The sequence below is a fragment of the Streptomyces sp. NBC_00448 genome (assembly GCF_036014115.1).
Classification (GTDB): Bacteria; Actinomycetota; Actinomycetes; order Streptomycetales; family Streptomycetaceae; genus Actinacidiphila.
Genome location: NZ_CP107913.1, coordinates 4,953,116 through 4,977,502 on the forward strand (window position 1 = coordinate 4,953,116; position 24,387 = coordinate 4,977,502).

Sequence of the window (24,387 nt, forward strand, 5' to 3'; positions counted from 1 at the left end):
CGTCGTACGCCTGAGGAGAGTCGTTCGTCGTCACACGTCCCCTGCCCTTCTGCCGGGTCCCTTGCCCGGCGCCGTCACGGACGGGGAGCGGCGCCCGCCGCCGGTCGTACCGCCACCGCGCATGACCGCGACCAGCGACACCACCGCCGGCGGGCGCCGCTACTCGCCCGCGTCCTGCTTGCGTATCCCGGCCGCGCCGAAGCGCACCGAGATGATCGACATCCGCATCGACCGTACCCCCGGGATGCGGTGCGAGAACGGGGCGATCGCATACAGGCCCCGGCCGCGTCCCAGCCGCAGGCTGCGCACCTGCGTGATCAGCGGAGACGCCGCCGCGACCTTGGGGTACTCCCGGTAGTCCATCCCCCACTCCCAGCGCGGCGCCCGATATCTGCCGTCCCGCGCATCCAGCCTGCCCGCCTGGTTCTGTGCGACCTGGGCCCGCGGCAGCGCGTCGAAGAGGAACCACCCGCCGGGGAACCGCTCCGCGCACGCGGCGATCAGCCCCTTCGCATCGCGTTCCGGCAGATACATCAGCAGCCCCTGCGCGGTGACGAGAACGCCCTTCGCCACATCGGCCGCGGTGATCTCGTCCATCCACTCCAGGTCGAGCGCGGACCGGGCCACGGTGCGGCGGCGTGGCGGATCGTCGGGGAGCAGGGCGGTGCGTACCGCGACGGTCTCCGGAAGATCGACGGTCAGCCAGCGCACTCGGCCGTCGTCCACCCGCCAGAACTGCGTCTCCAGGCCCTCGCCGAGCGCGACGACGGTGCCACCCGGGTGCTCGGCGACGAACCGGCGCACCTCGTCGTCGAAGGCGCGCACCCGCAGCGCGTGCCACTGCGCCATCACCGCGCTGCCGAAGCGGTCGAAGGGGTAGTCGATCCGGTCCACCAGGTCCACCGCGTAGGGGTCGTCCAGCAGCCGGTTCCCCGGTGGTCGACGGGCCTCGGCGGCGCGATGGGCCAGGTTCCACAGCAGCGTCGCCGGCACGCCGTCCAACTCGACCTTGATCCGGCCGGCGCCTTGCCCGGCGAAAGCGCCGTGCACCTCGCCCGCCGGCTCGCCCGTCACCTCGCCCGCCGGCTCGTCGCCGCCCGTCCCGCCACCGTCCGCGGCACCACCGCTCGCTTCATCCCCGTCGCCCATGGCGCCAGCCTCTCATCCCCCCGCGTCGCCGCCACGTCAACTACCGGGCAAATCAAGCAGTTTCCCCCGGTCGGACTTGTCAGAAAGGTTGACACCCCCCATGGGCGAGCGTGACCATCACGTCGGTCAGAGAGCGCTCTCACACCACTGCTCTCTCCCTCCGCACCATCTGTCGGTCCCCCCAACACGCAAGCCCCCACCCGACATACAGGAGTACACATGAGGGTCACCCCACAAGGGCTCTCCAACCCAGGCCGTAAACGTTTCCGACGATCCCCGCAGGGAATCATCCTCCTCGCCTTGGTGCTCATCGCCTCGGCATACCTCTCGCTGAACCCGACCACGTCCCACGCCGCCGCACCGCAGTTGCTCTCCCAGGGCAAGGCGGCCACCGCCTCCTCGGTCCAGGACGCCTTCACCGCAGGCGCGGCGGTGGACGGGGACACCGGGACCCGCTGGTCCAGCGCCACGTCCGATCCGCAGTGGCTCCAGGTCGACCTCGGCTCCAGCCAGCCGATCACCCAGGTGGTGCTCAACTGGGAGACCGCCTACGGGAAGTCGTTCAAGATCCAGACCTCGGAGAACGGCACGAGCTGGACCGACATCTACTCCACCACCACCGGCACCGGCGGCGTCCAGACCCTCAACGTGACGGGCACCGGCCGCTACGTACGGATGTACGGCACCGAGCGCGGCACCCAATGGGGCTACTCACTCTGGGAGTTCCAGGTCTACGGAGGATCGGGCGGCGGAAGCACCCCGCCGGCGACGTGCGGTGACACCAACGCGGCGCTCGGCAAGCCGTCCAGCGCCTCGTCGACCGAGAACGACGGCACCCCCGCGGCCGCGGCCTTCGACGGGAACGCGGGCACCCGCTGGTCGAGCGCGGCCTCCGACCCCCAGTGGATACAGGTCGACCTCGGCTCCTCGCAGAGCATCTGCGGCGCCCAGCTGACCTGGGAGACGGCGTACGCCACGGCGTACCAGATCCAGCTCTCCGACGATGGTTCCACGTGGAACACGGTGTACTCCACGACATCCGGGGCCGGCGGGACGGAGAACCTCTCCTTCACCGGCACCGGACGCTATGTGCGGATGTACGGCACCCAGCGGGCCACCCAGTACGGCTACTCGCTCTGGGAGTTCACCGTCCTCACCCCGGGCGGCACCGGCACCCCGCCGACCGGCGGCGACGGTGACTGCCCCTGGGTCGGTTCGACGGCGCCGGTCGCGGACCGCGTGACGCAGGTGATGGCGCAGATGACGAACGCCGAGAAGGTGTCGATCCTGCACGGCAACAACAACGCCTCGCCGTACATCGGCAACATCAACGGCATCCCGTCGCTGTGCATCCCCGCTCTCGGGCTCCAGGACGGCCCGCACGGGGTGGGAGACGGGCTCGGCGGGGTCACCCAGATGCCCTCGGCGAACGCCTCGGCGGCCACCTGGGACACCGCGCTCGAGCAGCAGTACGGTGCCGCGATCGGCGCCGAGTTCGCCGGCAAGGGCGCGCAGGTGGCGCTCGGCCCGACGCTGAACATCGTCCGCGACCCGCGCTGGGGCCGTGCCTTCGAGACGTTCGGCGAGGACCCGTACCTCAACGGGCAGATGGCCGCCGCCGATATCAAGGGCATCCAGAGCCAGGGCGTGATGGCCGAGATGAAGCATGTCGCCGTCTACAACATCGAGAACCCGGCAGGCACGGTCATCGTCGACAACCGCACCCTTCAGGAGCTCTACCTGCCCGCCTTCCAGGCGGCGGTCGAGCAGGGTTCGCCGGCGGCGGCCATGTGCGCGTACAGCGTGGTCAACAATGTGCCCGCCTGCCAGAACCCCGCACTGATGAACGTCGGCCTCTACCAGCAGGCGAACTTCGGCGGCTTCATCACGAGCGACTGGGGTGGCACGCACTCGACGCAGGACTCCGCCAACGCGGGGCTGACGGTGGAGATGCCCAACGGGTACTTCTACGCCGACTTCCTCGCCCAGGCGGTGGCCGACGGCACCGTCAGCCAGGCCACGCTGGACACCATGGCCAGCCGGCTGCTCACCCAGTACTTCGCGTTCGGCCTCTTCGACAAGGCGCCCAGCGGCTCGACCGGCGCCACCGTCACCACCCCCGCCCACCAGCAGGTCGCCCTCCAGGGCGCTGAGGAGGGCGCGGTGCTGCTGAAGAACAACGGCATCCTGCCGCTGTCCACGTCCACCACCAAGTCGATCGCGGTGATCGGCTGGGACGGCGGTGCCGGTGTGCAGACCATCGGCGGCGGCAGCGGCACCACGACCAGCTCTGGCACGGTCTGGCCGATCACCGGCATGCAGAACCGGGTCGCGGGCACCGGCACCACTGTCCAGTACAACGACGCGACCGACCTCAACTCGGCGGTCACGCTGGCCCGCAGCTCGGATGTGGCGATCGTCTACGCGTCCGACAACTACGGAAACGAGGAGCACGACACCACGACGCTCGACCTGCCGGCCAACGGGGGCAGCTCGGTCAGCGACAACGACATGATCGCTCAGGTGGCCGCGGCCAACCCGAACACGATCGTGGTGCTCAACAACAACTCGGCGATCAACATGCCGTGGCTCAACCAGGTGGCGGGCGTCTTCGAGGGCTTCTACCCGGGCCAGGAGATCGGCACGGCGATGGCGGCGCTGATCTTCGGCGACGTCAACCCCTCCGGCAAGCTGCCGGTGACCTTCCCGAAGTCGCTCGCCGACGTGCCCGCGAACACGGCCGCGCAGTGGCCCGGCACCAACGGGCAGGTGCAGTACAGCGAGGGTCTGGACGTCGGGTACCGGTGGTACGACGCGAAGAACATCACCCCGCTCTTCCCGTTCGGCTTCGGCCTGTCGTACACCACCTTCGGTTTCAGCAATCTCCAGGTAGGAGCGCTGAGCGGGGGGACGGCGACCGTGCACGCCACGGTCACCAACACCGGGTCGCGGGCCGGCAGCGAGGTCGCGCAGCTCTACGTCGGGGACCCGGCGTCCACCGGTGAGCCCGTGCACCAGTTGCGCGGCTATCAGCGCGTCACGCTCGACCCGGGCCAGTCGCAGACGGTGACCTTCACCGTCAGCACCCACGACCTGGCCTACTGGAACACCTCGAACAGCGACTGGACGACCGCGGCCGGCGACTACCAGATCCTGGTGGGCGACTCCTCGCGGAACCTGCCGCTGACCGGCACGCTCGACGTGCCGACCACCGTCAACGGCAACCTGGCCGCGACCGTCACCCCGAAGGCAGCCGTCTCCGGGCCGGCCGCGACCGCCGCGCCGCTCTCCGTGCCCAACCCGTACGGCATGAGCAGCCCGGTGCACAAGCAGGTCGACTGGACGTACGACAAGAACGCCAAGGGCGTCAGCTACACCGCGACCGGGCTGCCGCCGGGCATCTCGCTCTCGGCCGGAGGCACCTTCACCGGCGCGGCCGACAAGGCCGGCACCTGGACGGTGACGGTCACCGGCCGGAACGCGGCGGGCTCCCAGGGCTCCGAGACGTTCGTCTGGACGGCCACCTGACGGCAGCCTGAACCTGCCGGAACGGCACCCCCGCGACCCGCTCGGGCCGCGGGGGTGCCCTCGCTTCAGCTCATCCGCGCCCGTACGTCGGTGGACAGCTTGTCCAGCAGTCCGACCAGCAGTGCGCTTTCCTGCGGGGACAGGCCCGCCACGAGCGCCGCCTCGCGCCCGAGCACCGCGTCGACGGAGCGCTCGATCAGGGCGTGCCCCTCGGCCGTCAGCGCGACCAGGACCGTACGACCGCCGGTCGGCGCGGGGCCGCGGCTGACCAGGCCGCCGTCCTCCGCGCGGGCGACCCGCTGCGAGACGGCGCCGGCCGTGACCAGGGTGCGGCGGGCGATCTCGCGGGTGGACAGGGTGTAGGGCGGTCCCGCGCGGCGGAGTACGGAGAGCAGGTCGAGGGTGGCCGCGTCGATCCCGGCGGCGCGCAGCACCCGGGCGCGATCGTCGGCGAAGAGTTTCGCCAGCCGCCAGATGGGGGTGACGACCTCGATCGACGTGGTCGGGGTGCCCGGGCGCTCACGCTGCCAGGCGGCCGCGATGTCGGCGGCGGGGTAGGGCGGTGGGGCGCCGGATGGAGCGCCCGGCGGGGCGTCGGCCGATACGTAGGCGCATCCACTGCTACGGCCGCTGCCGGTATCGGCATCGGCTGACACGTCGGCTTCGTCGTCGGCCATGGCGGATTCCCCTCTTGCCGCTGCACCCCACGCTATGTTTAGTTCTAAACGTAGCAGCTCGGCACCGCACCCCGACACCTCGACCAGGAGCGATCCCTTGACCCGTACCGTCCTCGTCACCGGAGGAAGCGGCGGCATCGGCCGCGCCATCGCCGCGCGCTTCGCCGCCGACCGCGCCCAGGTCGTGGTAACCGGGCGGCACGCCGACACGGTGGAGCGAACCGCCAAGGACCTGGGCGTGCGCGGCGTGGTCTGCGATGCGACCGACCCGACCCAGACTGCGGCGCTCGCCGAGCAACTGACCACAGTGGACGTGCTGGTCAACGCGGCCGGCGGGCTGCCCGCGCCGGCCCCCGACGGCGCGCCGCCGCTGGAGGCCCTGCTCGCCGAGTGGAGCTCCAGCCTCAGCCGCAACCTGCTCAGCGCGGTACTGACCACGGCTTCCGTGCGGGACAGGCTCACGGACGGCGGCGCGGTGATCAGCATCGGTTCGATCGGCGCCGAGCGGCGCGGCGGATCGTACGGCGCGGCCAAGGCGGCCCTCGGCGCCTGGAACACCTCCCTGTCCGCGCAGCTCGCCCCGCACGGCGTCACCAGCAACGTGATCTCCCCCGGCTACGTCACCGGCACGGACTTCTTCCGCGGCGGCATGACCGACGCCCGCCACACCGCCCTGGTCCAGGAGACCCACAACCAGCGCCCCGGCACCCCCGACGACATCGCCGAGACCGCCTTCTTCCTCGCCTCCCCCGGCGCGCGCCACATCACCGCCCAGACCCTCCACGTCAACGGCGGCGCCTTCACCACTCGTTGACCGGGCCTGCGGCGATGTTCCGCCGGCAGTGAAGATCGGCCCGACCCGGCCCGACCCTGACTACCCTTCGATCCCATGACGACGGTCACCACCCGGACGGTCACGTACCAGGACCGCCGGCGCCGGTGTAGGTTCCGCGATTGAGTGTCGAATGGCGGAGCGTTGAGCTGGGGTTTCCTTCGAGTCCGCGTCAGTTGTCGTCGACATCTGTCCGCGCGGTCATGTCCAATCCTCGTGGGCAGCCGTTCGCGCCGAGGACGATCCAGTCGAGTATGGATCCGAGGAGGGCATGGAGTTCTTGCTCGGTATGGAGGTCCCGGTGCTCGGGACGGTTGTCACCGCTGCCGAGGTCCACGAAGTCGAGTTCGGCTTCACCGCGAGCCGCCTACGGCCCTCGACGCTCAGGGGCGCATTCGCGTGGGGCACTCGTCGTCCTCTCGACGTCAGACGACGGCAGGCGCGAAACCTATCGTGCGCGCCTGCCGCATTGCAGCCTGTCAGTCCCTCGGTGCGACGCGGATACGGTTCCCGTCAGGATCGGCTGCGAGGAAGGTCAGCCCGAACCCCGCATCATGAGGCTCCTGCAGGATCGTGACGCCCTTGGACTGCCACTGCTTGAAGATCGCGTTGACCTCGTCGGGCCCACTGTCGATGGCCAGACACACCTCACCGGTACGCGGGACGTCCGCTGACAGATCCTCGAACTGGCCGGACCACACAGCGAGGTCAGCGCCTGGCCCGAGGTCGAAGGTGATGTATCCCGGAGTCTCGAACGAGGGGCTCATGCCGAGGAGGCCTCCGTAGAAACGCGCTGCTGCGGGAGCGTCGTTCACGTAGACGATGGACACGACGGATGTGGTCATGGTTCTTCCTTCTCGCAGGTCGTGGGTACGCATCCGCCAGCCTGACCGGGATATGCGCCGCATCATGTCGCAATTCCTGAGAAACTTGGCGTGTGACCCCAGACCGCTTCTTCTCCCTGATGCTGCTCCTGGCATCGAGGAATGCCGTGACCACACAGGAACTTGCCTCGGCGCTGGGGGTGTCCCTTCGAACCGTCACCCGGGACCTGAACTGGCTCCGCGACGCCGGTCTGCCGGTGACCGCGCAACGGGGCCGTCTCGGAGGCGTGACCATGCTGCCCGGGTCCGGGCTCGACCTCACGCGACTCACACCCGGCGAGCGTGATCATCTGTCGCTCACCGGGCTGGACGAGAAGCAACGTGCGGAGCTCGACGCATCGGTCGAAAGCCGGCGCGCGCGCTCCAAGATCGCCGCTGCACAGCCACGTCGAGTTGATGAGCTCCTGCCGCTCACCGACGTAGTACACGTGGACAGCCGTCCCTGGCTCCAGGCCCGTACTTCCGGCACGACCCCGGCTTCGCTGATCGGCCCGGTGCGGCGCGGTCGCCGGCTACGGATCGAGTACGACAGCCCACGCGAGCCATGCCCCCGCGACCTGGTCGTGGATCCCTACGGGCTGCTCGCCAAGGCCGGCAGCTGGTACCTCGTCGCCGACTGCGCCCGAGTGCCACGGATGTACCGACTCGAACAGATCACGAAGTGGAAAGAAGTCGACCAGCCACGACGGATCCGCGAGAGCCAGACCCTGGCCACCGTCGCGGCAGCACTCATTGACCAGTGGGAACACCACCACGCGATAGAGGTCAGCGCCACCATCTACCAGACCCAGTTCGAGCGAGCGCAACGGATCTTTGGCCTACGACTCGTCCCGGACGACCACGAAGAATCCGCCACCGGCCGCAAGGTAACAATCCGCTTCCTGCATCTGGAGGACGTGCGAGCACTACTGCCGTTCGGGAGCGCCATCACCGTGCACAGCCCCACCGAAGCCAGGACTCACCTTCGCGACCTCGCCACCGATCTTGCCCACCACTATGCGCAGTCACCAACGTCCTGACCCGCAACACCTGGTCGGCGTCGGCCATTCATGCCCCCTTTCTGGCCGCTCCAACGAGTGACGCTTCTGACCTGCAGGTCCTCGGACCATGTCAAATTCGACACTGGCTTGACACTTGGGCGCGGATTCTGACAGCGAAACGCGGATCGTACACGCCTGTAGGATCTCGCCGCTCGTGTCCTAGGACACCGCCCTGACCAGTGGGTTTCGGAGTTGTCTCAGCTGGTGTCCAGGCGTCCGTGTCTCAGTTCCGTGGCATCTCTTCAGCAGCGCCTGATAGCGGCGACGATGAGGTCAGCGAGTGCGTCCGCGTAGAGGTGGGCATCGGCCTCGGGATGCTCATGGAGGTAGGTGACCATCGTGTCGATGGCGCCCTGGTAGGTGATCGACATGACCCGAGTGTCGAAGTCGCGGAGGCTGCCCTCTTCCTGACCTCGACGGAACAGGGCTTCCTGGCCTTGGTAGGTCTCCTCGTAGTCGGTGAGGCCGAGCCGTAGGGTCCCGTCGGCCTCACGCAGGTTGGTGCTGATCTGTCGCATCGTGGTCAGCTCGGCTTGGTGCGTTGCGCCCAAGCGGGCCACACGGCGAATCGCGGCACGGATGACCTCGGGAACCGGATCGGTCAGGACGAGAGAGTCGGCAATGGTCTGCCTGAGGGTCGCCAGAGTGGTCCTGGCAACTGTTTCCATCAGGCGATCCTTGTCTGTGAAGTAGTGCGAGATCAAGCCTTTGGAAACGTCCGCCTGCTCAGCGATCCGGGCCAGGGAGGCACCCTCGTAGCCGAGTTCGGCAACCACCGCGATGGTGGCCTTGATGATCTGTGTCCGACGTACCTCCTCGCTGAGGCGCTGACGAGTGCGCGGAAGGGGGTGAGGCTCTCGGTGGGGCGTTTTCACACCATTATTCCTAGCTAGGAGTTTGTGAGAGGCACCAATCAGCGGCGTGCCGAACGACGGAGCAAGGTGAGCAGTATCGACATCCACAGGGCGATCGCCACCATCTCGACCCGCATCCACCCTGGGAAGACACCCGGCAGGGCGGCTTCCACCAGGTTCACGACGAGCATCGCCGTGGCGATGATGCCGAGTGCCCGGACTGCCGTGGTGCTGCCCAATCGGGCGGACCGGAGTCGCACCAGAAGGAGGACTGCGAAGAACGTGACGATCAGGGCGTGCCCCCACGCCTCATTGGTCGCCTGCTCCGGGGCCGTGGACGCCATGACCGCCAGCGCCACGACCGTTCCGACCATGGCGGCGGCGTAGACCCCGACGAGCACGCTGACTGCACCGAGTTGACGAGGTGCGTGAGTCCCATCGCTATTGACCATATGGCCAATATTATTGACCGCTCGGTCAATGTCAACACTGGACTGGTCTTGATGTGTGATCGCCTCCGTCAGCGAACTGCCCACTCCGGCTGGGTCACGGCTTGCTCTACGCGGCTGACGATGTCCTTCTTGGACGCCGCGTCCAAGGTCTCCGGAATCTTGTCGAAGGTGTCGGGAAGGACGTTGAGCAGACCCCAGATCTGTCCACCGGTCCGGACTGTCAGCAGCTCCTCTTCTCCGCCTCGTCAAGCTGCGCGAGGACTACGGAGGCGATCTCACCCTCGTCGTCTGCCGACGGTCCCGGACCGTCGGGACTGATGGCGGCACGGTCTGAGAACAGCAGTTCCTTGAGCGACAGCCGCAGAAGTCGACCGCCGGTGTCCTTCAGGACCACTTCGTTGCCCGCGGGGGTCGCGGCCATCTCCACCACCTCGACGGTCTCTCCGTCGTAGCAGAAGCGCGTACCGACCCCGACCCGAGCCCCCGCCCTGCTCATGCCACCCACCTCAGAACATGTGAAGGGCTGAGCGGTCGATCGAGATCGGTAACGAGAGACTGCGTCCAGAGCAAATGATGTACAGCAGAACGCACTTGGGGCTCCGGACGGTCCGGCAGACAGCACGTAGCCTGACCCAAAGAGACACCATCGAGGTCAGCTCCCGGAAGCTCATCCAGAACCTCGGGTCTGAACAACCAGTCCCTTCGATAGCCCGCCAGGAACCGGATGTTTTCCAGCTCCACAGTCGGACGCTCGCTCCAGACTTCGTACTTCCACCCCCGTGACTCCACCGCCCGCCGAGTCCAGCCAAGGTGAACTCCACCTCCGGCTTGGACAAACGGTGCAGTGGCTTAACGTCGACGACCACCGGGACCTGCCCGGTGACCAGGAGATAGTCCGGGATGTGCTTGCGGACCTTCCCCTCCAGCACCGTCTTCGGCAAGAAGGGCTGGGCCACGATCCCGCGTACGGACCGATCGAAATCAGCGAAGAGCAACCGCGACAGCTCCAGTCGCGACTCGTAGATCACGTGATCGCGCATCGTCGCCGACCAGTAGGTGCCCGAGTAGTGCTACTGGCCCTTGTACCAACGGAACGTCCGCCAGGGCTGAGCCGACTGCAGGAGGCCGATGGGCGCCAAGTCCCACTCTTCGTCCTCGGCGGGAGGGCCATCTGGCCGACGAATGCTCACCGTCACACCCGCACTGTCCACCCCATACCCCCAGCTCACGGGCAAACGCCCTTGTAGCCAAGGGTGTCAGCGCCGCATCGCCGGGCGGAATGCTCCAGAGTCTCCGTCGCCCGAAAAGGTGATGGCCCCGACCAGCAAGTCTCACGAAGGCGGCATAAGTGCCGCCGATGTGCCATCGGAGCTGCCGCGAAATTTGAGCCTACAACGCCGGACCTCAGGTCTGGGCCATGTCCACGAAGCGCGAGTAGTGGCCCTGGAATGCGACCGTGATGGTGGCGGTGGGGCCGTTACGGTGCTTGGCGACGATGAGGTCGGCCTCGCCCGCGCGAGGGGACTCCTTCTCGTAGGCGTCCTCGCGGTGCAGCAGGATCACCATGTCGGCGTCCTGCTCGATGGAGCCGGACTCGCGCAGGTCGGAGACCATCGGCTTCTTGTCGGTGCGCTGTTCGGGTCCGCGGTTGAGCTGGGAGAGGGCGATCACGGGGACCTCCAGCTCCTTGGCGAGGAGCTTGAGGTTACGGGACATGTCCGAGACCTCCTGCTGGCGGCTCTCGGGGCGCCGGGAGCCGCCGGACTGCATGAGCTGGAGGTAGTCGATGACGACCAGCCGCAGGTCGTTGCGCTGCTTGAGCCGACGGCACTTGGCGCGGATCTCCATCATCGACAGGTTCGGCGAGTCGTCGATGTAGAGGGGCGCCTCGGTGACGTCGGACATCCGGCGGGCGACCTTGGTCCAGTCGTCGTCGGTCATGGTGCCGGAGCGCATGTGGTGCAGGGCGACCCGGGCCTCGGCGGACAGCAGCCGCATCGCGATCTCGTTGCGCCCCATCTCCAGGGAGAAGATCACGCTGGGCATCTTGTGCGCGATGGAGCAGGTGCGGGCGAAGTCCAGCGCGAGCGTCGACTTGCCCATCGCCGGCCGGGCCGCGATGACGATCATCTGACCGGGGTGCAGGCCGTTGGTGAGGGAGTCGAGGTCGGTGAAACCGGTGGGGACACCGGACATCTGACCGCTGCGGGAGCCGATCGCCTCGATCTCGTCGAGCGCGCCCTCCATGATGTCGCCGAGCGGCAGGTAGTCCTCGGAGGTGCGCTGCTCGGTGACGGCGTAGATCTCGGCCTGGGCACTGTTGACGATCTCGTCGACATCGCCGTCGGCGGCGTATCCCATCTGCGTGATGCGGGTGCCGGCCTCCACCAGGCGGCGCAGCACGGCGCGTTCGTGCACGATCTCGGCGTAGAACTCGGCGTTCGCCGCCGTGGGCACCGCGTTGACGAGAGTGTGCAGGTAGGGGGAGCCGCCGATGCGGGCGATCTCCCCGCGCTTGGTGAGCTCGGCCGAGGTGGTGATGGGGTCGGCGGGCTCGCCACGTGCGTAGAGGTCGAGGATCGCGCTGTAGATCGTCTCGTGGGCGGGCCGGTAGAAGTCGGCGCCCTTGAGCACCTCGACGACGTCGGCGATCGCGTCCTTCGACAGCAGCATGCCGCCGAGCACGGACTGCTCGGCGTCCAGGTCCTGCGGGGGTACGCGCTCGAAGCCGCCTCCGCCCTCGGAGAACCGGCCCTCGTCCTGGCCGCCGGCGCCGCGCTTGCGGAAGGGGGCGACCGCGGGGCGCTCGTCGGGAGGGTGGTCCGCCCAATGGTCGTCCGCGGGTTCGGGTTGGCTCATTCCCGCCACCTCCTCCCATCCGGCCGGTCCGGCCGGACCCCGCGTGCGTGCCACTCTTTCACGGCGGCGCCCCGGTTTTCACGGCGGCGCAGCCGTCCAACGAGCCTCCCGGCGCACGCTCTTCGCGGAGTCGGGGACGGTCCACGCTAGGCCCACCGGCGGCCCACACCAAGCCGGTTATCCACAGGGGGTGTGGATGACGGCGGCATACCTGTGGAGAACTGCCCCGAACCTGTGTACAGCCCTTGGGACAGTGCTGTGGACAAGCCGGTCGCCACTCAGCAGAACCCATCCTGACCTGCAACTTCTTCGTCCATAGCCTGTGCAGGAGAAAAACTTCTGCACCCGGACCAAGATCATGACAAACAACGCGGAGGAGATCACTCTGCGCAGTCGCGCGTAATGATCAGACTTGCACTTCACCTCTTACTTGTGGACGGTTAGGATATGCCGCTGTGAGTCCCGTACCCCCGGCAGTCGACACATCGGCGCCGCGCGAACCCGCCCGGCCGCCCGCTTCGGTGCGCCGCCGCCACGACCGGGAGATCGTGGCCCTCGCACTGCCGGCCTTCGGCGCCCTGGTGGCCGAACCGCTCTTCGTCATGGTGGACAGCGCGGTTGTCGGCCATCTGGGCACCGCCCAACTCGCCGGGCTCGGCGTGGCCGCCGCCTTGCTCACCACCGCGGTCAGCATCTTCGTCTTCCTCGCCTACGCCACCACTGCCGCGGTCGCCCGCCGGGTCGGCGCCGGCGACCTGCCCGCGGCTCTGCGGCAGGGCATGGACGGCATCTGGCTGGCCCTCCTGATCGGCGTCCTGGTCATCGCCGCCGTGCTCCCGACCGCCCCGGGCCTGGTCGGCTTCTTCGGCGCCTCGCACACCGCCGCCCCCTACGCGAGCACCTACCTGCGGATCAGCTCGCTCGGCATCCCCGCGATGCTCATGGTGCTCGCCGCCACCGGTGTGCTGCGCGGCCTCCAGGACACCCGTACCCCGCTCTACGTCGCGGTGGGCGGCTTCACCGTCAACGCCGGCCTCAACGCGGCGCTCGTCTACGGCGCGGGGCTGGGCATCGCGGGTTCCGCCTGGGGCACCGTCATCGCCCAGAACGGCATGGCGGCGGTCTACCTCGCCATGGTGGTCCGCGGCGCCCGCGCCCAGGCCCCCGGCACGTGGCGGTCGATGTTGCGCCCGGACGCCGCCGGGATACGCGCCTGCGCCCGCGCCGGGGTTCCGCTGCTGATCCGGACGATCAGCCTGCGGGCCGTCCTGATGATCGCCACCGCCGTCGCCGCCCGGCTCGGCGACACCGAGATCGCCGCCCACCAGATCACCCTCACGGTCTGGTCGCTGCTCGCCTTCGCGCTGGACGCCATCGCGATCGCCGGGCAGGCCATCATCGGGCGATACCTGGGCGCCGGCGACGCCGCGGGCGCGCGGGCGGCCTGCAACCGGATGATCCAGTGGGGCCTGGTCTGCGGCGCCGCGCTGGGACTGCTGGTGGTGCTGGCCCGGCCGCTGGTCGGACCGCTGTTCAGCTCCGACCCGGCGGTACGGCACGCGCTCGCTTCGGCGCTGCTGGTGGTGGCCGTGGCGCAGCCGGTGTGCGGGGTGGTCTTCGTCCTCGACGGCGTGCTGATGGGCGCGGGCGACGGACCCTATCTGGCCGGGTCGATGCTGGTCACGCTGGCGGTCTTCGCGCCGGTCGCGTTCGCCGTACCGGCGGTGGGCGGAGGTCTGACCGCGCTGTGGTGGGCGATGGGGCTGATGATGCTCACCCGGTTCGTGGCCCTGTGGCTACGCTCCCGGTCCGGCCGCTGGGTGGTGACAGGAGCGAGCCGCTGAGCGTGCGCGGCGGCCGAGGCACGCGAAAGGGCCGGCCCCCGTCCGGGAGCCGGCCCTTCGCTTGTTCCGCTCGATCGCCATGTTCCCCATGTTTCACGTGGAACATGGCGACCATGCCGACCAAATGCCGCGTTACGCGGCCACGACCTCCAGGTCGAGGACAGCCTCGACCTCGGGGTGCAGTCGCACCGAGATCTTGTGCGCGCCCAGCGTCTTGATGGGCGCACCCACCTCGACCCGGCGCTTGTCGACCTGCGGGCCGCCCGCGGCCTTGATCGCCGAGGCGATGTCGGCCGGGGTGATGGACCCGAAGAGGCGACCGGTGTCACCGGCACGCGTGCTCAGCTTGACCTTGACGGCCTGCAGCTGGGCCTTGACGACGTTCGCGTCCTCGAGCGAGTGGATCTCGCGGATGCGCCGGGCCCGGCGGATCTGCTCGACGTCCTTCTCGCCACCCTTGGTCCACGCGATGGCGAAGCCCCGCGGGATCAGGTAATTGCGGGCGTAGCCCGGCTTGACGTCCACGATGTCGCCTGCGGCACCGAGGCCGCTGACCTCGTTGGTGAGGATGATCTTCGACATGCTGGTCACCCTCTCCTTATCGAGCCGTCGAGGTGTACGGCAGCAGCGCCATCTCGCGGCTGTTCTTCACCGCGGTGGCGACGTCACGCTGGTGCTGCGTGCAGTTGCCGGTGACGCGACGGGCACGGATCTTGCCGCGGTCGGAAATGAACTTCCGCAGCATGTTCGTGTCCTTGTAGTCCACGTACACGGTCTTGTCCTTGCAGAACGCGCAAACCTTCTTCTTCGGCTTGCGCGGGGGCGGCTTCGCCATGGTCTCTCTCCTGTGAGCTCAAGAAGTGTGTGAGAGTCGCCCTCTAGAAGGGCGGCTCGTCCGAGTAGCCGCCGCCGGCACCGCCGGAGGAACCGGAGCCGCCGCCCCAGCCACCTCCGCCGCCGCCTTGCTGACCGCCGGCCGGTGCGCTGGTGGCCCAGGGGTCGTCGGCGGGAGCCCCGCCGCCGCCCTGCTGGCCGCCCCAGCTGCCTCCGCCGCCGGCCTGGCCACCGCCACCACCGCCGCCGTAGCCGCCCTGCTGGCCGCCGCGACCGCCGCCGCCACTGGTCTTGGTGACCTTGGCGGTGGCGCTGCGCAGGCTGGCGCCGACTTCGTCGACGTCCAGCTCGTAGACCGTCCGCTTGACGCCTTCACGGTCCTCGTACGACCGCTGCTTCAGTCGGCCCTGCACGATGACGCGCATACCGCGCTGAAGCGACTCGGCGACGTTCTCCGCCGCCTGCCGCCAGACCGAGCAGGTGAGGAAGAGGCTCTCGCCGTCCTTCCACTCGTTGGTCTGCCGGTCGAAGGTGCGGGGGGTGGACGCGACGCGGAACTTCGCGACCGCCGCACCGGAGGGGGTGAAGCGCAGCTCGGGGTCGTCGACGAGATTGCCGACGACCGTGATGACGGTCTCGCCTGCCATTGGGATGACCTCTCGACTGGCTTGGTGGGCGGTGCAGTGGTGGTGGCTGCTACTCGGTGGTTCGGTACTCGGTGGTCCGGGAGACCCGGATCAGTGGAGTTCCGGACGCAGGACCTTGGTCCGCAGCACCGACTCGTTCAGGTTGAGCTGGCGGTCCAGCTCCTTGACGACCTCGGGCGTGGCCTTGAGGTCGACGACCGAGTAGATGCCCTCGGGCTTCTTGTTGATCTCGTAGGCGAGACGACGACGGCCCCAGGTGTCGACCTTCTCCACACTGCCGCCGCCACCGCGGACGACGGACAGGAAGGACTCGATCAGCGGGGAGACAGCGCGCTCCTCCAGATCGGGGTCGAGAATGAGCATGAGCTCGTAGTGACGCATAGGGGAACCCACCTCCTTTGGACTCAGCGGCCACGGCGTTTCCGTGGCAGGAGGGTTTGGCTTGCGTCGCAACGGTAACGCGGGGCACAGACAGTGCTTCTCGCGCCGCCGTTGCCCGGCGAAAGGCCGGTGCAGACCGCCCAGCGTACCCGGGTCGGTCCCCCGGGTTGAAATCCGCCCGGTTATGCCCCCAATCTGTATGCATCGGGTGTGGCCGGCGCTACCTTGCGCCACCTCTCCATCACGGAGGTGCCTCATGGCACAGCAGCACACAGCCCAGACGTCCTCGGCCCGGACCCATCACCTCACCTTCAACACCGACGGCAAGCGCCATCCGCTGGAGAACTCGCTCCTCGCGATCACGCTCGTCCTCGGCATCGTCGCGGTCACCACGGCCGGATTCCACAGCCTGCACGTGGTCAGCTCCGCGACCGGCCTGGCCGGCATCCTCACCGGTGCCTGGGGCCAGTACATCTCGGTCACCACCGCCGAGCGGTTCGCACTCATCATCGGCCTGGGGATGGCCGCGCTCGGCTTCTACCTGGGTGTGGCACACGGCGGCTTCTCGTAGGCCGATCCTCCTCCCGTCCTCCGTTCGTGCCCCGTCTGTCCTCAGCCCGCCCACCGTCCTTACTCCTTCGGCGAAACGGCGGTCGGTCGTCGAGGGAACGGCTGACGGGCAGTAGCGGCGGCGCTCCCCTCCCGCAGTAGGCTTCGGGCCAGCAAAAGCCCGCAGTCGGAGCATGGGGAGCGCCCCGTATGAGCCTGTCCCTGAGGACCATCAGCCGAAAGCAGCACCTGGACTACATCCAGGGCCTGTCTTCGGCGAGCCACTGCCAGGTCCCGGCATGGGCCGATGTGAAGAACGAATGGCGCTCGGAGAACCTCGGCTGGTTCGACGACGGCACCGGGGAGTTGGTCGGTGTCGGCCTGGTGCTCTACCGCCAACTCCCCAAGGTCAAGCGGTACCTCGCGTACCTGCCCGAGGGCCCGGTGATCAACTGGTACGCGCCGAACCTCGACGAGTGGCTGCAGCCGATGCTCAAGCACCTCAAGCAGCAGGGTGCGTTCACCGTGAAGATGGGTCCCCCGGTGATCATCCGCCGCTGGGACGCCGGGGCGGTCAAGGCGGGCATCGCCGACCCCGACGTCAAGCGGCTGCGCGATGTCGAGGCCACCTACGTCGAGCCGCGCGCCTTCGAGGTCGCCGACCGGCTGCGCCGGATGGGCTGGCAGCAGGGCGAGGACGGCGGCGCGGGCTTCGGTGACGTCCAGCCGCGGTACGTCTACCAGGTGCCGCTGGAGAACCGCTCGCTGGACGACATCCTCAAGGGCTTCAACCAGCTCTGGCGCCGCAACATCAAGAAGGCCGACAAGGCCGGCGTCCAGGTGATCCAGGGCGGCTACGACGACCTGCCGGTGTGGCAGAACCTCTACGAGATCACCGCCACCCGCGACCACTTCCGGCCGCGCCCCCTGAGCTACTTCCAGCGGATGTGGACCACGCTCAACGGCGAGGAGCCCAACCGGATGCGGCTGTACCTCGCCATGCACGAGGGCGAGGCGGTCGCCGCGGCGACCATGCTGACCGTCGGCCGGCATGTGTGGTACTCCTACGGAGCCTCCGCGAACCACAAGCGTGAGGTGCGTCCGTCCAACGCGATGCAGTGGCGAATGCTGCGCGACGCGTACGCGATGGGCGCCAGCGTGTACGACCTGCGCGGTATCAGCGACTCCCTGGACGACAAGGACCATCTGTTCGGCCTGATCCAGTTCAAGGTGGGCACCGGCGGCCAGGCTGCCGAATACTTGGGCGAGTGGGACTTCCCGCTCAACAAGCTGCTCCACAAGGCACTCGACATCTACATGTCGCGCCGCTGACCGGCCGACTCTCCGCTCGGACCGGCTCCGGGCGGAGCACCGAAGAAAGGTCCTGACCACGCGATGGCGCTCACCCTCTACGTCGACACCGCGCGCTGGCGTGCGCACCAGCAGTCCGTGGTCGACCAGTTCCCCGGCATCGTGCCCGTCTGCAAGGGGAACGGCTACGGCTTCGGCCACGAACGGCTCGCCGACGAGGCGACCCGGCTGCGCGCGGACATGCTCGCGGTCGGCACCACTTACGAGGCCGCCCGGATCAAGGACTACTTCGGCGGCGACCTGCTGGTGCTCACCCCGTACCGGCTCGGCGAGGAACCGGTGCCGCTGCCGGACCGGGCGATCCGCTCGGTCTCCTCGGTGGAGGGGGTGCGCGGGCTCGTCGGCGCCCGGGTGGTGATCGAGGTGATGAGCTCGATGCGGCGGCACGGCGTCTCCGAGGACGACCTGGTCAAGCTGCACACCGCGATCGACGACGTGCGCCTCGAGGGTTTCGCCATCCACCTGCCGCTGGACCGCGCCGACGGCAGCGACGCGGTGGAGGAGGTCTTCGCCTGGATGGAGCGGCTGCGGGCGGCCCGGCTGCCGCTGCACACGATGTTCGTCAGCCACCTCAGCGCGACCGAAATGGCCACCCTCCAGCAGCAGTTCCCGCAGACCCGGTTCCGGGCCCGGATCGGCACGTTGATGTGGCTCGGCGACCACGACGCCACCGAGTACCGCGGCGCGGTCCTCGACGTGACCCGGATCGCCAAGGGCGAGCGGTACGGCTACCGGCAGGAGAAGGCCGCGGCAGACGGCCACCTGGTGGTGGTGGCCGGCGGCACCTCGCACGGTGTGGGCCTGGAGGCGCCGAAGGCGGTGCACGGCCTGATGCCGCGGGCCAAGGGTGTGGCCCGGGCCGGCCTGGCCACGGTCAACCGCAACCTGTCGCCGTTCGTGTGGGCGGGCAAGCAGCGCTGGTTCGCCGAGCCGCCGCACATGCAGGTGTCGATCCTGTACCTGCCCAGCGACGTGGCGCCGCCCGCGGTCGGCGACGAGCTGGTGGCGCACCTGCGGCACACCACCACCCAGTTCGACCGCGTCGTGGACCGCCAGTCGGCGTAGGACCTCGGCCGGTGTCGGTCGGGCGGAGCCCGCTCAGCCTGTGTAGGACCCGCCCTCGGGGTGGGGCCCGCCGTCGGCGTACGGCACCGGCGGCGCCGACGCGTGCTTGGGCTCATGCACGGGTGTGCCGAGGACGAACGCGTCCTCGGCACCGTCCAGGACACCGCCGGCCGGGTCGTCCGACCCGTCCTGCCGCAGCACGTCGTGCTCGGGCAGCAGGATGTCGCGCACCACCAGGGCGCACAGGTACAGCACGCCGAGCAGGTGCACACCGATCGCCAGGTGGTACGCGTCGGCGGTCAGGCCGTGGTGCTTGGCGCTGTTGAGGTAGGCCAGCCGGTACCAGATGCCGAGGAAGTACAGCATCTCCGCGCCCTGCCAGATCGCCAGATCACGCCAGCGCGGCCGGGCGAGCACCGCCAGCGGCAGCAGCCACAGCACGTACTGCGGCGAGTAGACCTTGTTGCTGATCAGCAGCGCGGCCACCATCAGGAAGGCCATCTGCCCCAGCCGAGGCCGGCGCGGTGCGTACAGGGCGAGCGCGGCGATGCCCACGCACAGCAGCAGCATCAGGGCGATGCCGTACTCGTTGACGCCGTCGAGCGCGTTGCCGGAGCGGTCCCTGACGATCATCCACAGGGAGCCGTAGTCCGTGCCGCGGTCCTTGCTGAAGGTGTAGAACTGCGCCCATCCGTGCGGCGCGAAGGCCATCACCGGCAGGTTCACCACCAGCCAGGCAGCGACCGCGGCGCCCAGGGTCCGGCCGAACTGCCGTAGCCGGCCCGCCCGCAGGCAGAGCAGGAACAGCGCGCCGAGCAGCAGTACCGGGTAGAGCTTGGCGGCGGCGGCCAGCCCGATCAGCACGCCCGCCCGGCCCGGGCGGCCGCGCGACCACAGCAGCAGCCCGCCCGCCGCCAGCGCGACCGCGAACAGGTCCCAGTTGATGGTGGCGGTCAGCGCGAGCGCGGGGGACAGGGCGACGAGCAGGCCGTCCCAGGGTCGCCGCCGGTTGGTGCGCGCCACGCACACCACCAGCGCGACCGCGCAGATCATCAGCATCCCCGAGTTGGCGATCCAGAACATCTGCGCGCTGTGCTGCCCCGAGCCGGGCGGGGTCAGCCAGGACGCCACCTCCATGAACAGCCCGGTCAGCACCGGGTACTCGAGGTAGTGGAGGTCGGCCGAGCCGCTGAGGGAGTCGGGGATACGGTCGAAGTACGGCACCAGGTCGGCGCCGAAGCCGCGCTGGGTGTACATGTGCGGGATGTCGGAGTAGCAGGCGTGGGCGTACTGCTGGTCGCTGGGCGGCGGCTGGAACCAGCCGCCCGAGTAGCAGGACGTCTTCTGCACCATGCCGAGCGCGAACATGCCGATCACGACGAGCACCATCACCCGCAGCGGGTTCCACCAGCGGTGCCCGGACAGCGCCCAGCGGCCGGCCGGGCCGCCGATGAACTCGCTGCCCGCCGCGGCCACCGGGTCCTCGTCCGTGGGGCGCACGGGGGACTCTCGCCGGTCGTCGTCTGCTCGGTAGCGCACGCTCGTCATGGCGCCATCCTGCCGTACCGGACTGTGTGCGCGAGAGCCCCCGGGACCGTCACGGTTCCGGGGGCTCTCACAGGCTGTCTCACAGGTCGTGCCACCGGCGGCTCGGCGCCGGGGTCACGGCCGGGTCATTGCTTTCGTGTGCTGTTCGTCGTCCCCTGCCACCCGTTGCCGCCGTTGCTGCCGCCGTTGCCCGTCCCACCGTTGGTGTTGCCACCGTTGGTGTTGCCGCTGTCCGTACCGGTGGGCGGCGTGGTGGGCGACGTGGGGCAGCCGAAGATGGAGCACGGCGGGGTGGTGGGCGCGGTGGGCGTCGTCGGCGGGGTGGTCGGCGGCGTCGTCGGCGGCGTGGTCGGCGGGGTCGTCGGCGGGGTGGTCGGCGGCGTGGTGGGCGGCGGCGGGGGCGTCGGGCTCGTCACGTTGCCGTAGATGACCTTGCCGATCTCCTCCGCCGGCTGCTCGAAGTCCTTGTTCGGCTGGCCCTTCATCGCCGCACTCATGTAGTCCTTCCAGATCTGCGCGGGGAAGGAGTCACCGTGCACCTTCATGGCGCCACCGGTGCCGTACATCGGCAGGAAGGCGTTCTGCTTGCCGTCGTGCGACTGGTCGTCGCGGCGGAACATCACGATCGAGGTGGCCAGCTGCGGGGTGTACCCGTCGAACCAGGCCGACTTGTTGTCGTCGGTGGTACCGGTCTTGCCGGCCGCCGCACGGCCGCCGGGCAGCTGGGCCGGGGTACCGGTGCCCTTCTTCACCACGTCGGTGAGCATGTCGGTGATGGTGTCCGCGACCGTCGGGGAGAAGGCGACCTTGGTCTTGAGCTGGTGCTTGTAGATCTGCTTGCCGTTGTGGACGACGGTGCTGACCGAGTACGGGTCGTTCTGCCGGCCGTGGTTGTCGAAGGTGGCGTAGCCGTCGGCCATCCGGATCGCGCTCGGTGAGGAGGTGCCGATCGAGTAGGTGACGCTGTTCTTGTAGTCGTCGAGGCCGTTGGAGGCGTCGGCGACCAGCCCGGCCGAGACCGCGGCGTCGTGCACCTTGTCGGTGCCGACGTCCTGGCCGAGCTGGACGTAAGGCGAGTTCAGCGACTTGTCCAGCGCCACCCGCAGGGTGACCCTGCCGAAGTTGTCACCGTCGTCGTTCGGCTGGCGCCACTGGAACGGCTTGTTGTTCTTGTCGTAGCCGATCCACGGTTTGCCGGTGTAGTCGTTGATCAGCTGGTTGTCCTTACCGCTGAACTCACTGTCCGGCGACACCAGGGTCCGTTCGCTCAGACTCTGGGTGGCACCCCCGTTCGGGTTCCGGACGCCGTAGGTCATCGCGGCGGCCAGGACGTACGGCTTGAACGTCGACCCGACCTGGGCGCCGGTCTCGTCGGCGTTGTTGGTGAAGTGCTTAGTCGCGTCGGTGCCGCCGTAGATGGCCACGATCGCGCCGTCCGACGGGTTCACCGAGGCGCCGCCGAACTGGACGAACTTGTCCATGTCCTCGCCGTTCACCACATGGGTGCCGCCGGGTTTGATGGACTTCTTCTGGACCTTCTTGACCGCGGCCTCCAGCGCCTGAACCTTCGGCTTCTGGAAGGTGGTGTGGATCTGGTAGCCGCCTTGGTTGAGCTGGTCGTCGGTGAGGATCTTGTTGTTGATCACGTAGCTCTTGGCGAGGTTGACCATGTAGCCGATCTGCCCGGCCATCTGCGCGTTCTGCTTCGGCGGGTCGGGCATCGGGTAGGTGGTGTACTTCGCTCGCTGGCCGGCGGACAGCAGCTTGTCCTTGACCTCGAGGTCGAGGATGTCCTTCCAGCGGATCATCGAGTTCTTCTTGTTGCTCGCCGCCGTCGCGATCGTGTCGATCGTGGGGTTACCCGCCGGATCGTAGTACGTCGGGCCCTTGAGCAGCGCCGCGAGGAAGGCGCACTGGCTCGGGTCCAGCTTGATGGCGTCGACGCCGTAGTACGTACGGGCAGCCGCCTGGATGCCGTAGGCGCCGCGGCCGAAGTAGGAGGTGTTGAGGTACCCCTCCATGATCTTGTCCTTCTTCATCGTCGCGCCGACCTTGATCGAGATGAAGAGTTCCTTGAACTTGCGGCTGAACGTCTGCTGCTGATCGAGCCGGGTGTTCTTCACGTACTGCTGGGTGATGGTCGAGCCGCCCTGGGTCTCGCCGCCCTTGGCCATGTTGAACAGCGCGCGGGCGATGCCCTTGGGGTCGACGCCGCGGTCGGTCTCGAAGGTCTTGTTCTCGCCGGCGATCACCGCGTTCTGCATCGCCTGGGGAATCTCGTCGATCGTGATGTTCTGGCGGTTGACCTCGCCGCCGGTCGCGATCATCTGGCTGCCGTCGGCCCAGTAGTAGACGTTGTTCTGCGCCTGGGCCGCGAGGTTCTCGTTGGGGACGCTCACCATCGCGTACGCGATCCCGATCACGCCGACCAGGGTGCCGAGGAAGCCGACGCACAGGGCCGCGATCTGCCGCCAGGACGGCATCCAGTGGCGCCAGCCCACCTTGCCGAAGCGGGGGTAGTCGATGAACCGTTTCTTGCCGGGGCGGCGTCCCGCCCGCCCGGCCGGACCGCCGCCCGCCGCGGTGCCGGTGGCGGCCGCACGGCGCCTGCTGCGCCCCTGGGCGGCCCTGCGGGCGGCCGCGCGGCCCTCGTACGGCTGCTGCCGCTCGTCGCCGGCGCCGCGGCCGCCCGAAGGCGCCCCCGCGGAGTGCGCACCGCCGGCCGGGGTGCCGCCCGGCGGGGTGTCCGCGGGCGGGGTGCCTCCGGCGGCGCGTCTGCCACCGGAGGAAGGGGGCGCCGGCTGCTGTCCCCCGCGCCGGGCGGCAGCACGGCCGCCGGACGGCGACTGCGGCGGCTTGCGACGGTGCTCGCTCATTGAACAGCTACTCCTCGACAGGCGGGATCGCCTGAAGGCATCGGTGACATTCCGGTCGGGTCCCCCTGCGCGCGGCTGGATCGGGCCGCACCGCACCAAGGATCATGACGCACCTTGACGCCACAGGGTTCCCAGTGCTCCGCATGGCGAACAGAGTACGCACGGTCAAATGCCGCTCGGCACGAACGTTCGTCACATATCGGTCAGTTGGCTGCTCATAGGTTTGCCGATGTGATGCCGGTCACCGCGGCCCGCCTTGCATGATGTCTCGGCTCGTTCTATCGTCACGATGTATCGGCTCGATACATCGAGCTGGCACAACACGCAGCACATCCGATCGGGAGACGAGGGGACGAGGGATTGAGCAAGCGCTCCGGAATCCTCGAGTTCGCGATTCTCGGTCTGCTGCGTGAGTCGCCGATGCACGGCTATGAGCTGCGCAAACGGCTCAATACCTCGCTCGGGGTGTTCCGCGCCTTCAGCTACGGGACGTTGTATCCGTGCTTGAAGACGCTGGTCACCCAGGGGTGGCTGATCGAGGAGTCGGCGCTGGACAGCGACCCGCTGGCCGCGCCCCTCGCCGGCCGCCGGGCGAAGATCGTCTACCGGTTGACGGCTGCGGGCAAGGAGCACTTCGAGGAGTTGCTCGCCAACTCCGGCCCCGACGCCTGGGAGGACGAGCACTTCGCCGCCCGGTTCGCCTTCTTCGGCCAGACGTCGAAGGACGTCCGGATGCGCGTTCTCGAAGGGCGGCGCAGCCGCCTGGAGGAACGGCTGGAGAGGATGCGCGGGTCACTGGCCCGCACCCGCGAGCGGCTCGACGACTACACGCTCGAGTTGCAGCGGCACGGCATGGAGTCGGTGGAGCGCGAGGTCCGATGGCTCAACGAGCTGATCGAGACCGAGCGGGCCGGACGCGTCGAGCGTCCGACCTCCGAGCGGGACGGCTAGACAACAACCAAGAGAACGGCGGCCGACCCGGGATCGGGGAACCGCG

Annotated in this window: 21 protein-coding genes; 8 read left to right on the forward strand and 13 right to left on the reverse strand. The window is 68.8% G+C overall.

The features are described 5' to 3' along the window. Positions 1-159 precede the first annotated feature (159 nt). Positions 160-1,149 carry a class I SAM-dependent methyltransferase gene (locus OG370_RS21090; RefSeq protein ID WP_328466543.1) on the reverse strand — a complete coding sequence of 330 codons (990 nt, stop codon included), beginning with the start codon at positions 1,147-1,149 and terminating at the stop codon, positions 160-162. A gap of 219 nt (positions 1,150-1,368) precedes the next feature. Here OG370_RS21090 and OG370_RS21095 point away from each other — a divergent pair, with 219 nt between their 5' ends. Beyond that, the gene (locus OG370_RS21095; protein WP_328466545.1) at positions 1,369-4,677 is read left to right on the forward strand and encodes a discoidin domain-containing protein; all 3,309 of its coding nucleotides are present in this window, start codon (positions 1,369-1,371) and stop codon (positions 4,675-4,677) included. Positions 4,678-4,742: 65 nt separating this feature from the next. On the opposite strand, the gene OG370_RS21100 is transcribed toward OG370_RS21095, so the two are convergent. Beyond that, a complete protein-coding gene (locus tag OG370_RS21100; protein ID WP_328466547.1) occupies positions 4,743-5,354 on the reverse strand; it encodes a MarR family winged helix-turn-helix transcriptional regulator in 612 nt (203 codons plus the stop codon). A 97-nt stretch (positions 5,355-5,451) separates the two neighbouring features. Here OG370_RS21100 and OG370_RS21105 point away from each other — a divergent pair, with 97 nt between their 5' ends. After that, entirely contained in the window at positions 5,452-6,168 is a 717-nt protein-coding gene (locus OG370_RS21105; protein WP_328466549.1) for an SDR family NAD(P)-dependent oxidoreductase, read from the forward strand. A 497-nt stretch (positions 6,169-6,665) separates the two neighbouring features. Here the strand turns inward: OG370_RS21105 and OG370_RS21110 are convergent, their stop codons facing one another. Next, positions 6,666-7,031 carry a VOC family protein gene (locus OG370_RS21110; RefSeq protein ID WP_328466551.1) on the reverse strand — a complete coding sequence of 122 codons (366 nt, stop codon included), beginning with the start codon at positions 7,029-7,031 and terminating at the stop codon, positions 6,666-6,668. 92 nt (positions 7,032-7,123) lie between these two features. On the opposite strand from OG370_RS21110, the gene OG370_RS21115 reads away from it, so the two are divergent. After that, complete coding sequence (locus OG370_RS21115; RefSeq protein ID WP_328466553.1) at positions 7,124-8,089, forward strand: helix-turn-helix transcriptional regulator; 966 nt, start codon at positions 7,124-7,126, stop codon at positions 8,087-8,089. A gap of 263 nt (positions 8,090-8,352) precedes the next feature. On the opposite strand, the gene OG370_RS21120 is transcribed toward OG370_RS21115, so the two are convergent. From OG370_RS21120 to dnaB, 4 genes are all read right to left on the reverse strand, one after another. Next, a complete protein-coding gene (locus OG370_RS21120; protein ID WP_328466555.1) occupies positions 8,353-8,985 on the reverse strand; it encodes a TetR/AcrR family transcriptional regulator in 633 nt (210 codons plus the stop codon). 38 nt (positions 8,986-9,023) lie between these two features. Further along, positions 9,024-9,500, reverse strand: coding sequence for a hypothetical protein (locus OG370_RS21125; protein WP_328466557.1), 477 nt, complete (start codon positions 9,498-9,500; stop codon positions 9,024-9,026). 136 nt (positions 9,501-9,636) lie between these two features. Further along, complete coding sequence (locus OG370_RS21130; protein WP_328466559.1) at positions 9,637-9,912, reverse strand: hypothetical protein; 276 nt, start codon at positions 9,910-9,912, stop codon at positions 9,637-9,639. Between the two features lie 908 nt (positions 9,913-10,820). Then, positions 10,821-12,275: a replicative DNA helicase gene (gene dnaB / locus OG370_RS21135; protein WP_328466561.1), complete on the reverse strand. Its 1,455-nt coding sequence runs from the start codon at positions 12,273-12,275 to the stop codon at positions 10,821-10,823. A gap of 455 nt (positions 12,276-12,730) precedes the next feature. On the opposite strand from dnaB, the gene OG370_RS21140 reads away from it, so the two are divergent. Then, the gene (locus tag OG370_RS21140) at positions 12,731-14,119 is read left to right on the forward strand and encodes an MATE family efflux transporter (RefSeq protein ID WP_443060720.1); all 1,389 of its coding nucleotides are present in this window, start codon (positions 12,731-12,733) and stop codon (positions 14,117-14,119) included. A 132-nt stretch (positions 14,120-14,251) separates the two neighbouring features. Here OG370_RS21140 and rplI read toward each other — a convergent pair whose 3' ends face one another. The 4 genes from rplI to rpsF all read right to left on the reverse strand — a co-directional run bounded on the left by rplI (position 14,252) and on the right by rpsF (position 15,981). Next, on the reverse strand, positions 14,252-14,701 hold the full coding sequence (gene rplI / locus OG370_RS21145) for a 50S ribosomal protein L9 (RefSeq protein WP_328466563.1): 450 nt from the start codon (positions 14,699-14,701) through the stop codon (positions 14,252-14,254). Positions 14,702-14,717: 16 nt separating this feature from the next. Continuing rightward, positions 14,718-14,954, reverse strand: coding sequence for a 30S ribosomal protein S18 (gene rpsR, locus OG370_RS21150; RefSeq protein ID WP_031512678.1), 237 nt, complete (start codon positions 14,952-14,954; stop codon positions 14,718-14,720). A gap of 43 nt (positions 14,955-14,997) precedes the next feature. Next, the gene (locus OG370_RS21155; RefSeq protein ID WP_328466566.1) at positions 14,998-15,600 is read right to left on the reverse strand and encodes a single-stranded DNA-binding protein; all 603 of its coding nucleotides are present in this window, start codon (positions 15,598-15,600) and stop codon (positions 14,998-15,000) included. 90 nt (positions 15,601-15,690) lie between these two features. Further along, on the reverse strand, positions 15,691-15,981 hold the full coding sequence (gene rpsF, locus OG370_RS21160; protein ID WP_328466567.1) for a 30S ribosomal protein S6: 291 nt from the start codon (positions 15,979-15,981) through the stop codon (positions 15,691-15,693). Between the two features lie 256 nt (positions 15,982-16,237). On the opposite strand from rpsF, the gene OG370_RS21165 reads away from it, so the two are divergent. The 3 genes from OG370_RS21165 to OG370_RS21175 all read left to right on the forward strand — a co-directional run bounded on the left by OG370_RS21165 (position 16,238) and on the right by OG370_RS21175 (position 18,966). Beyond that, positions 16,238-16,552, forward strand: a complete 315-nt coding sequence (locus tag OG370_RS21165; RefSeq protein ID WP_328466569.1) for a hypothetical protein — start codon at positions 16,238-16,240, stop codon at positions 16,550-16,552. 188 nt (positions 16,553-16,740) lie between these two features. Next, on the forward strand, positions 16,741-17,862 hold the full coding sequence (locus OG370_RS21170; RefSeq protein ID WP_328466571.1) for a lipid II:glycine glycyltransferase FemX: 1,122 nt from the start codon (positions 16,741-16,743) through the stop codon (positions 17,860-17,862). Positions 17,863-17,925: 63 nt separating this feature from the next. Next, a complete protein-coding gene (locus OG370_RS21175; RefSeq protein ID WP_328466573.1) occupies positions 17,926-18,966 on the forward strand; it encodes an alanine racemase in 1,041 nt (346 codons plus the stop codon). 33 nt (positions 18,967-18,999) lie between these two features. Here OG370_RS21175 and OG370_RS21180 read toward each other — a convergent pair whose 3' ends face one another. Continuing rightward, on the reverse strand, positions 19,000-20,514 hold the full coding sequence (locus OG370_RS21180; protein WP_328466575.1) for a glycosyltransferase family 87 protein: 1,515 nt from the start codon (positions 20,512-20,514) through the stop codon (positions 19,000-19,002). Between the two features lie 125 nt (positions 20,515-20,639). Continuing rightward, positions 20,640-23,390 carry a transglycosylase domain-containing protein gene (locus OG370_RS21185; RefSeq protein WP_328466577.1) on the reverse strand — a complete coding sequence of 917 codons (2,751 nt, stop codon included), beginning with the start codon at positions 23,388-23,390 and terminating at the stop codon, positions 20,640-20,642. Between the two features lie 360 nt (positions 23,391-23,750). Here OG370_RS21185 and OG370_RS21190 point away from each other — a divergent pair, with 360 nt between their 5' ends. Beyond that, on the forward strand, positions 23,751-24,341 hold the full coding sequence (locus OG370_RS21190; RefSeq protein WP_328466579.1) for a PadR family transcriptional regulator: 591 nt from the start codon (positions 23,751-23,753) through the stop codon (positions 24,339-24,341). The last annotated feature ends 46 nt before the right edge of the window (positions 24,342-24,387 follow it).

Excerpts from the sequence above, each read along its gene's own strand:
- OG370_RS21130 (WP_328466559.1), bottom strand. The coding sequence starts at position 9,912 with ATGAGCAGGGCGGGGGCTCGGGTCGGGGTCGGTACGCGCTTCTGCTAC.
- dnaB (WP_328466561.1), bottom strand. The coding sequence starts at position 12,275 with ATGAGCCAACCCGAACCCGCGGACGACCATTGGGCGGACCACCCTCCC.
- OG370_RS21175 (WP_328466573.1), top strand. The coding sequence starts at position 17,926 with ATGGCGCTCACCCTCTACGTCGACACCGCGCGCTGGCGTGCGCACCAG.
- OG370_RS21155 (WP_328466566.1), bottom strand. The coding sequence starts at position 15,600 with ATGGCAGGCGAGACCGTCATCACGGTCGTCGGCAATCTCGTCGACGAC.
- OG370_RS21170 (WP_328466571.1), top strand. The coding sequence starts at position 16,741 with ATGAGCCTGTCCCTGAGGACCATCAGCCGAAAGCAGCACCTGGACTAC.
- OG370_RS21110 (WP_328466551.1), bottom strand. The coding sequence starts at position 7,031 with ATGACCACATCCGTCGTGTCCATCGTCTACGTGAACGACGCTCCCGCA.
- OG370_RS21095 (WP_328466545.1), top strand. The coding sequence starts at position 1,369 with ATGAGGGTCACCCCACAAGGGCTCTCCAACCCAGGCCGTAAACGTTTC.
- OG370_RS21090 (WP_328466543.1), bottom strand. The coding sequence starts at position 1,149 with ATGGGCGACGGGGATGAAGCGAGCGGTGGTGCCGCGGACGGTGGCGGG.
- rpsF (WP_328466567.1), bottom strand. The coding sequence starts at position 15,981 with ATGCGTCACTACGAGCTCATGCTCATTCTCGACCCCGATCTGGAGGAG.
- rpsR (WP_031512678.1), bottom strand. The coding sequence starts at position 14,954 with ATGGCGAAGCCGCCCCCGCGCAAGCCGAAGAAGAAGGTTTGCGCGTTC.
- OG370_RS21185 (WP_328466577.1), bottom strand. The coding sequence starts at position 23,390 with ATGAGCGAGCACCGTCGCAAGCCGCCGCAGTCGCCGTCCGGCGGCCGT.
- OG370_RS21100 (WP_328466547.1), bottom strand. The coding sequence starts at position 5,354 with ATGGCCGACGACGAAGCCGACGTGTCAGCCGATGCCGATACCGGCAGC.
- OG370_RS21165 (WP_328466569.1), top strand. The coding sequence starts at position 16,238 with ATGGCACAGCAGCACACAGCCCAGACGTCCTCGGCCCGGACCCATCAC.
- OG370_RS21180 (WP_328466575.1), bottom strand. The coding sequence starts at position 20,514 with ATGACGAGCGTGCGCTACCGAGCAGACGACGACCGGCGAGAGTCCCCC.
- rplI (WP_328466563.1), bottom strand. The coding sequence starts at position 14,701 with ATGTCGAAGATCATCCTCACCAACGAGGTCAGCGGCCTCGGTGCCGCA.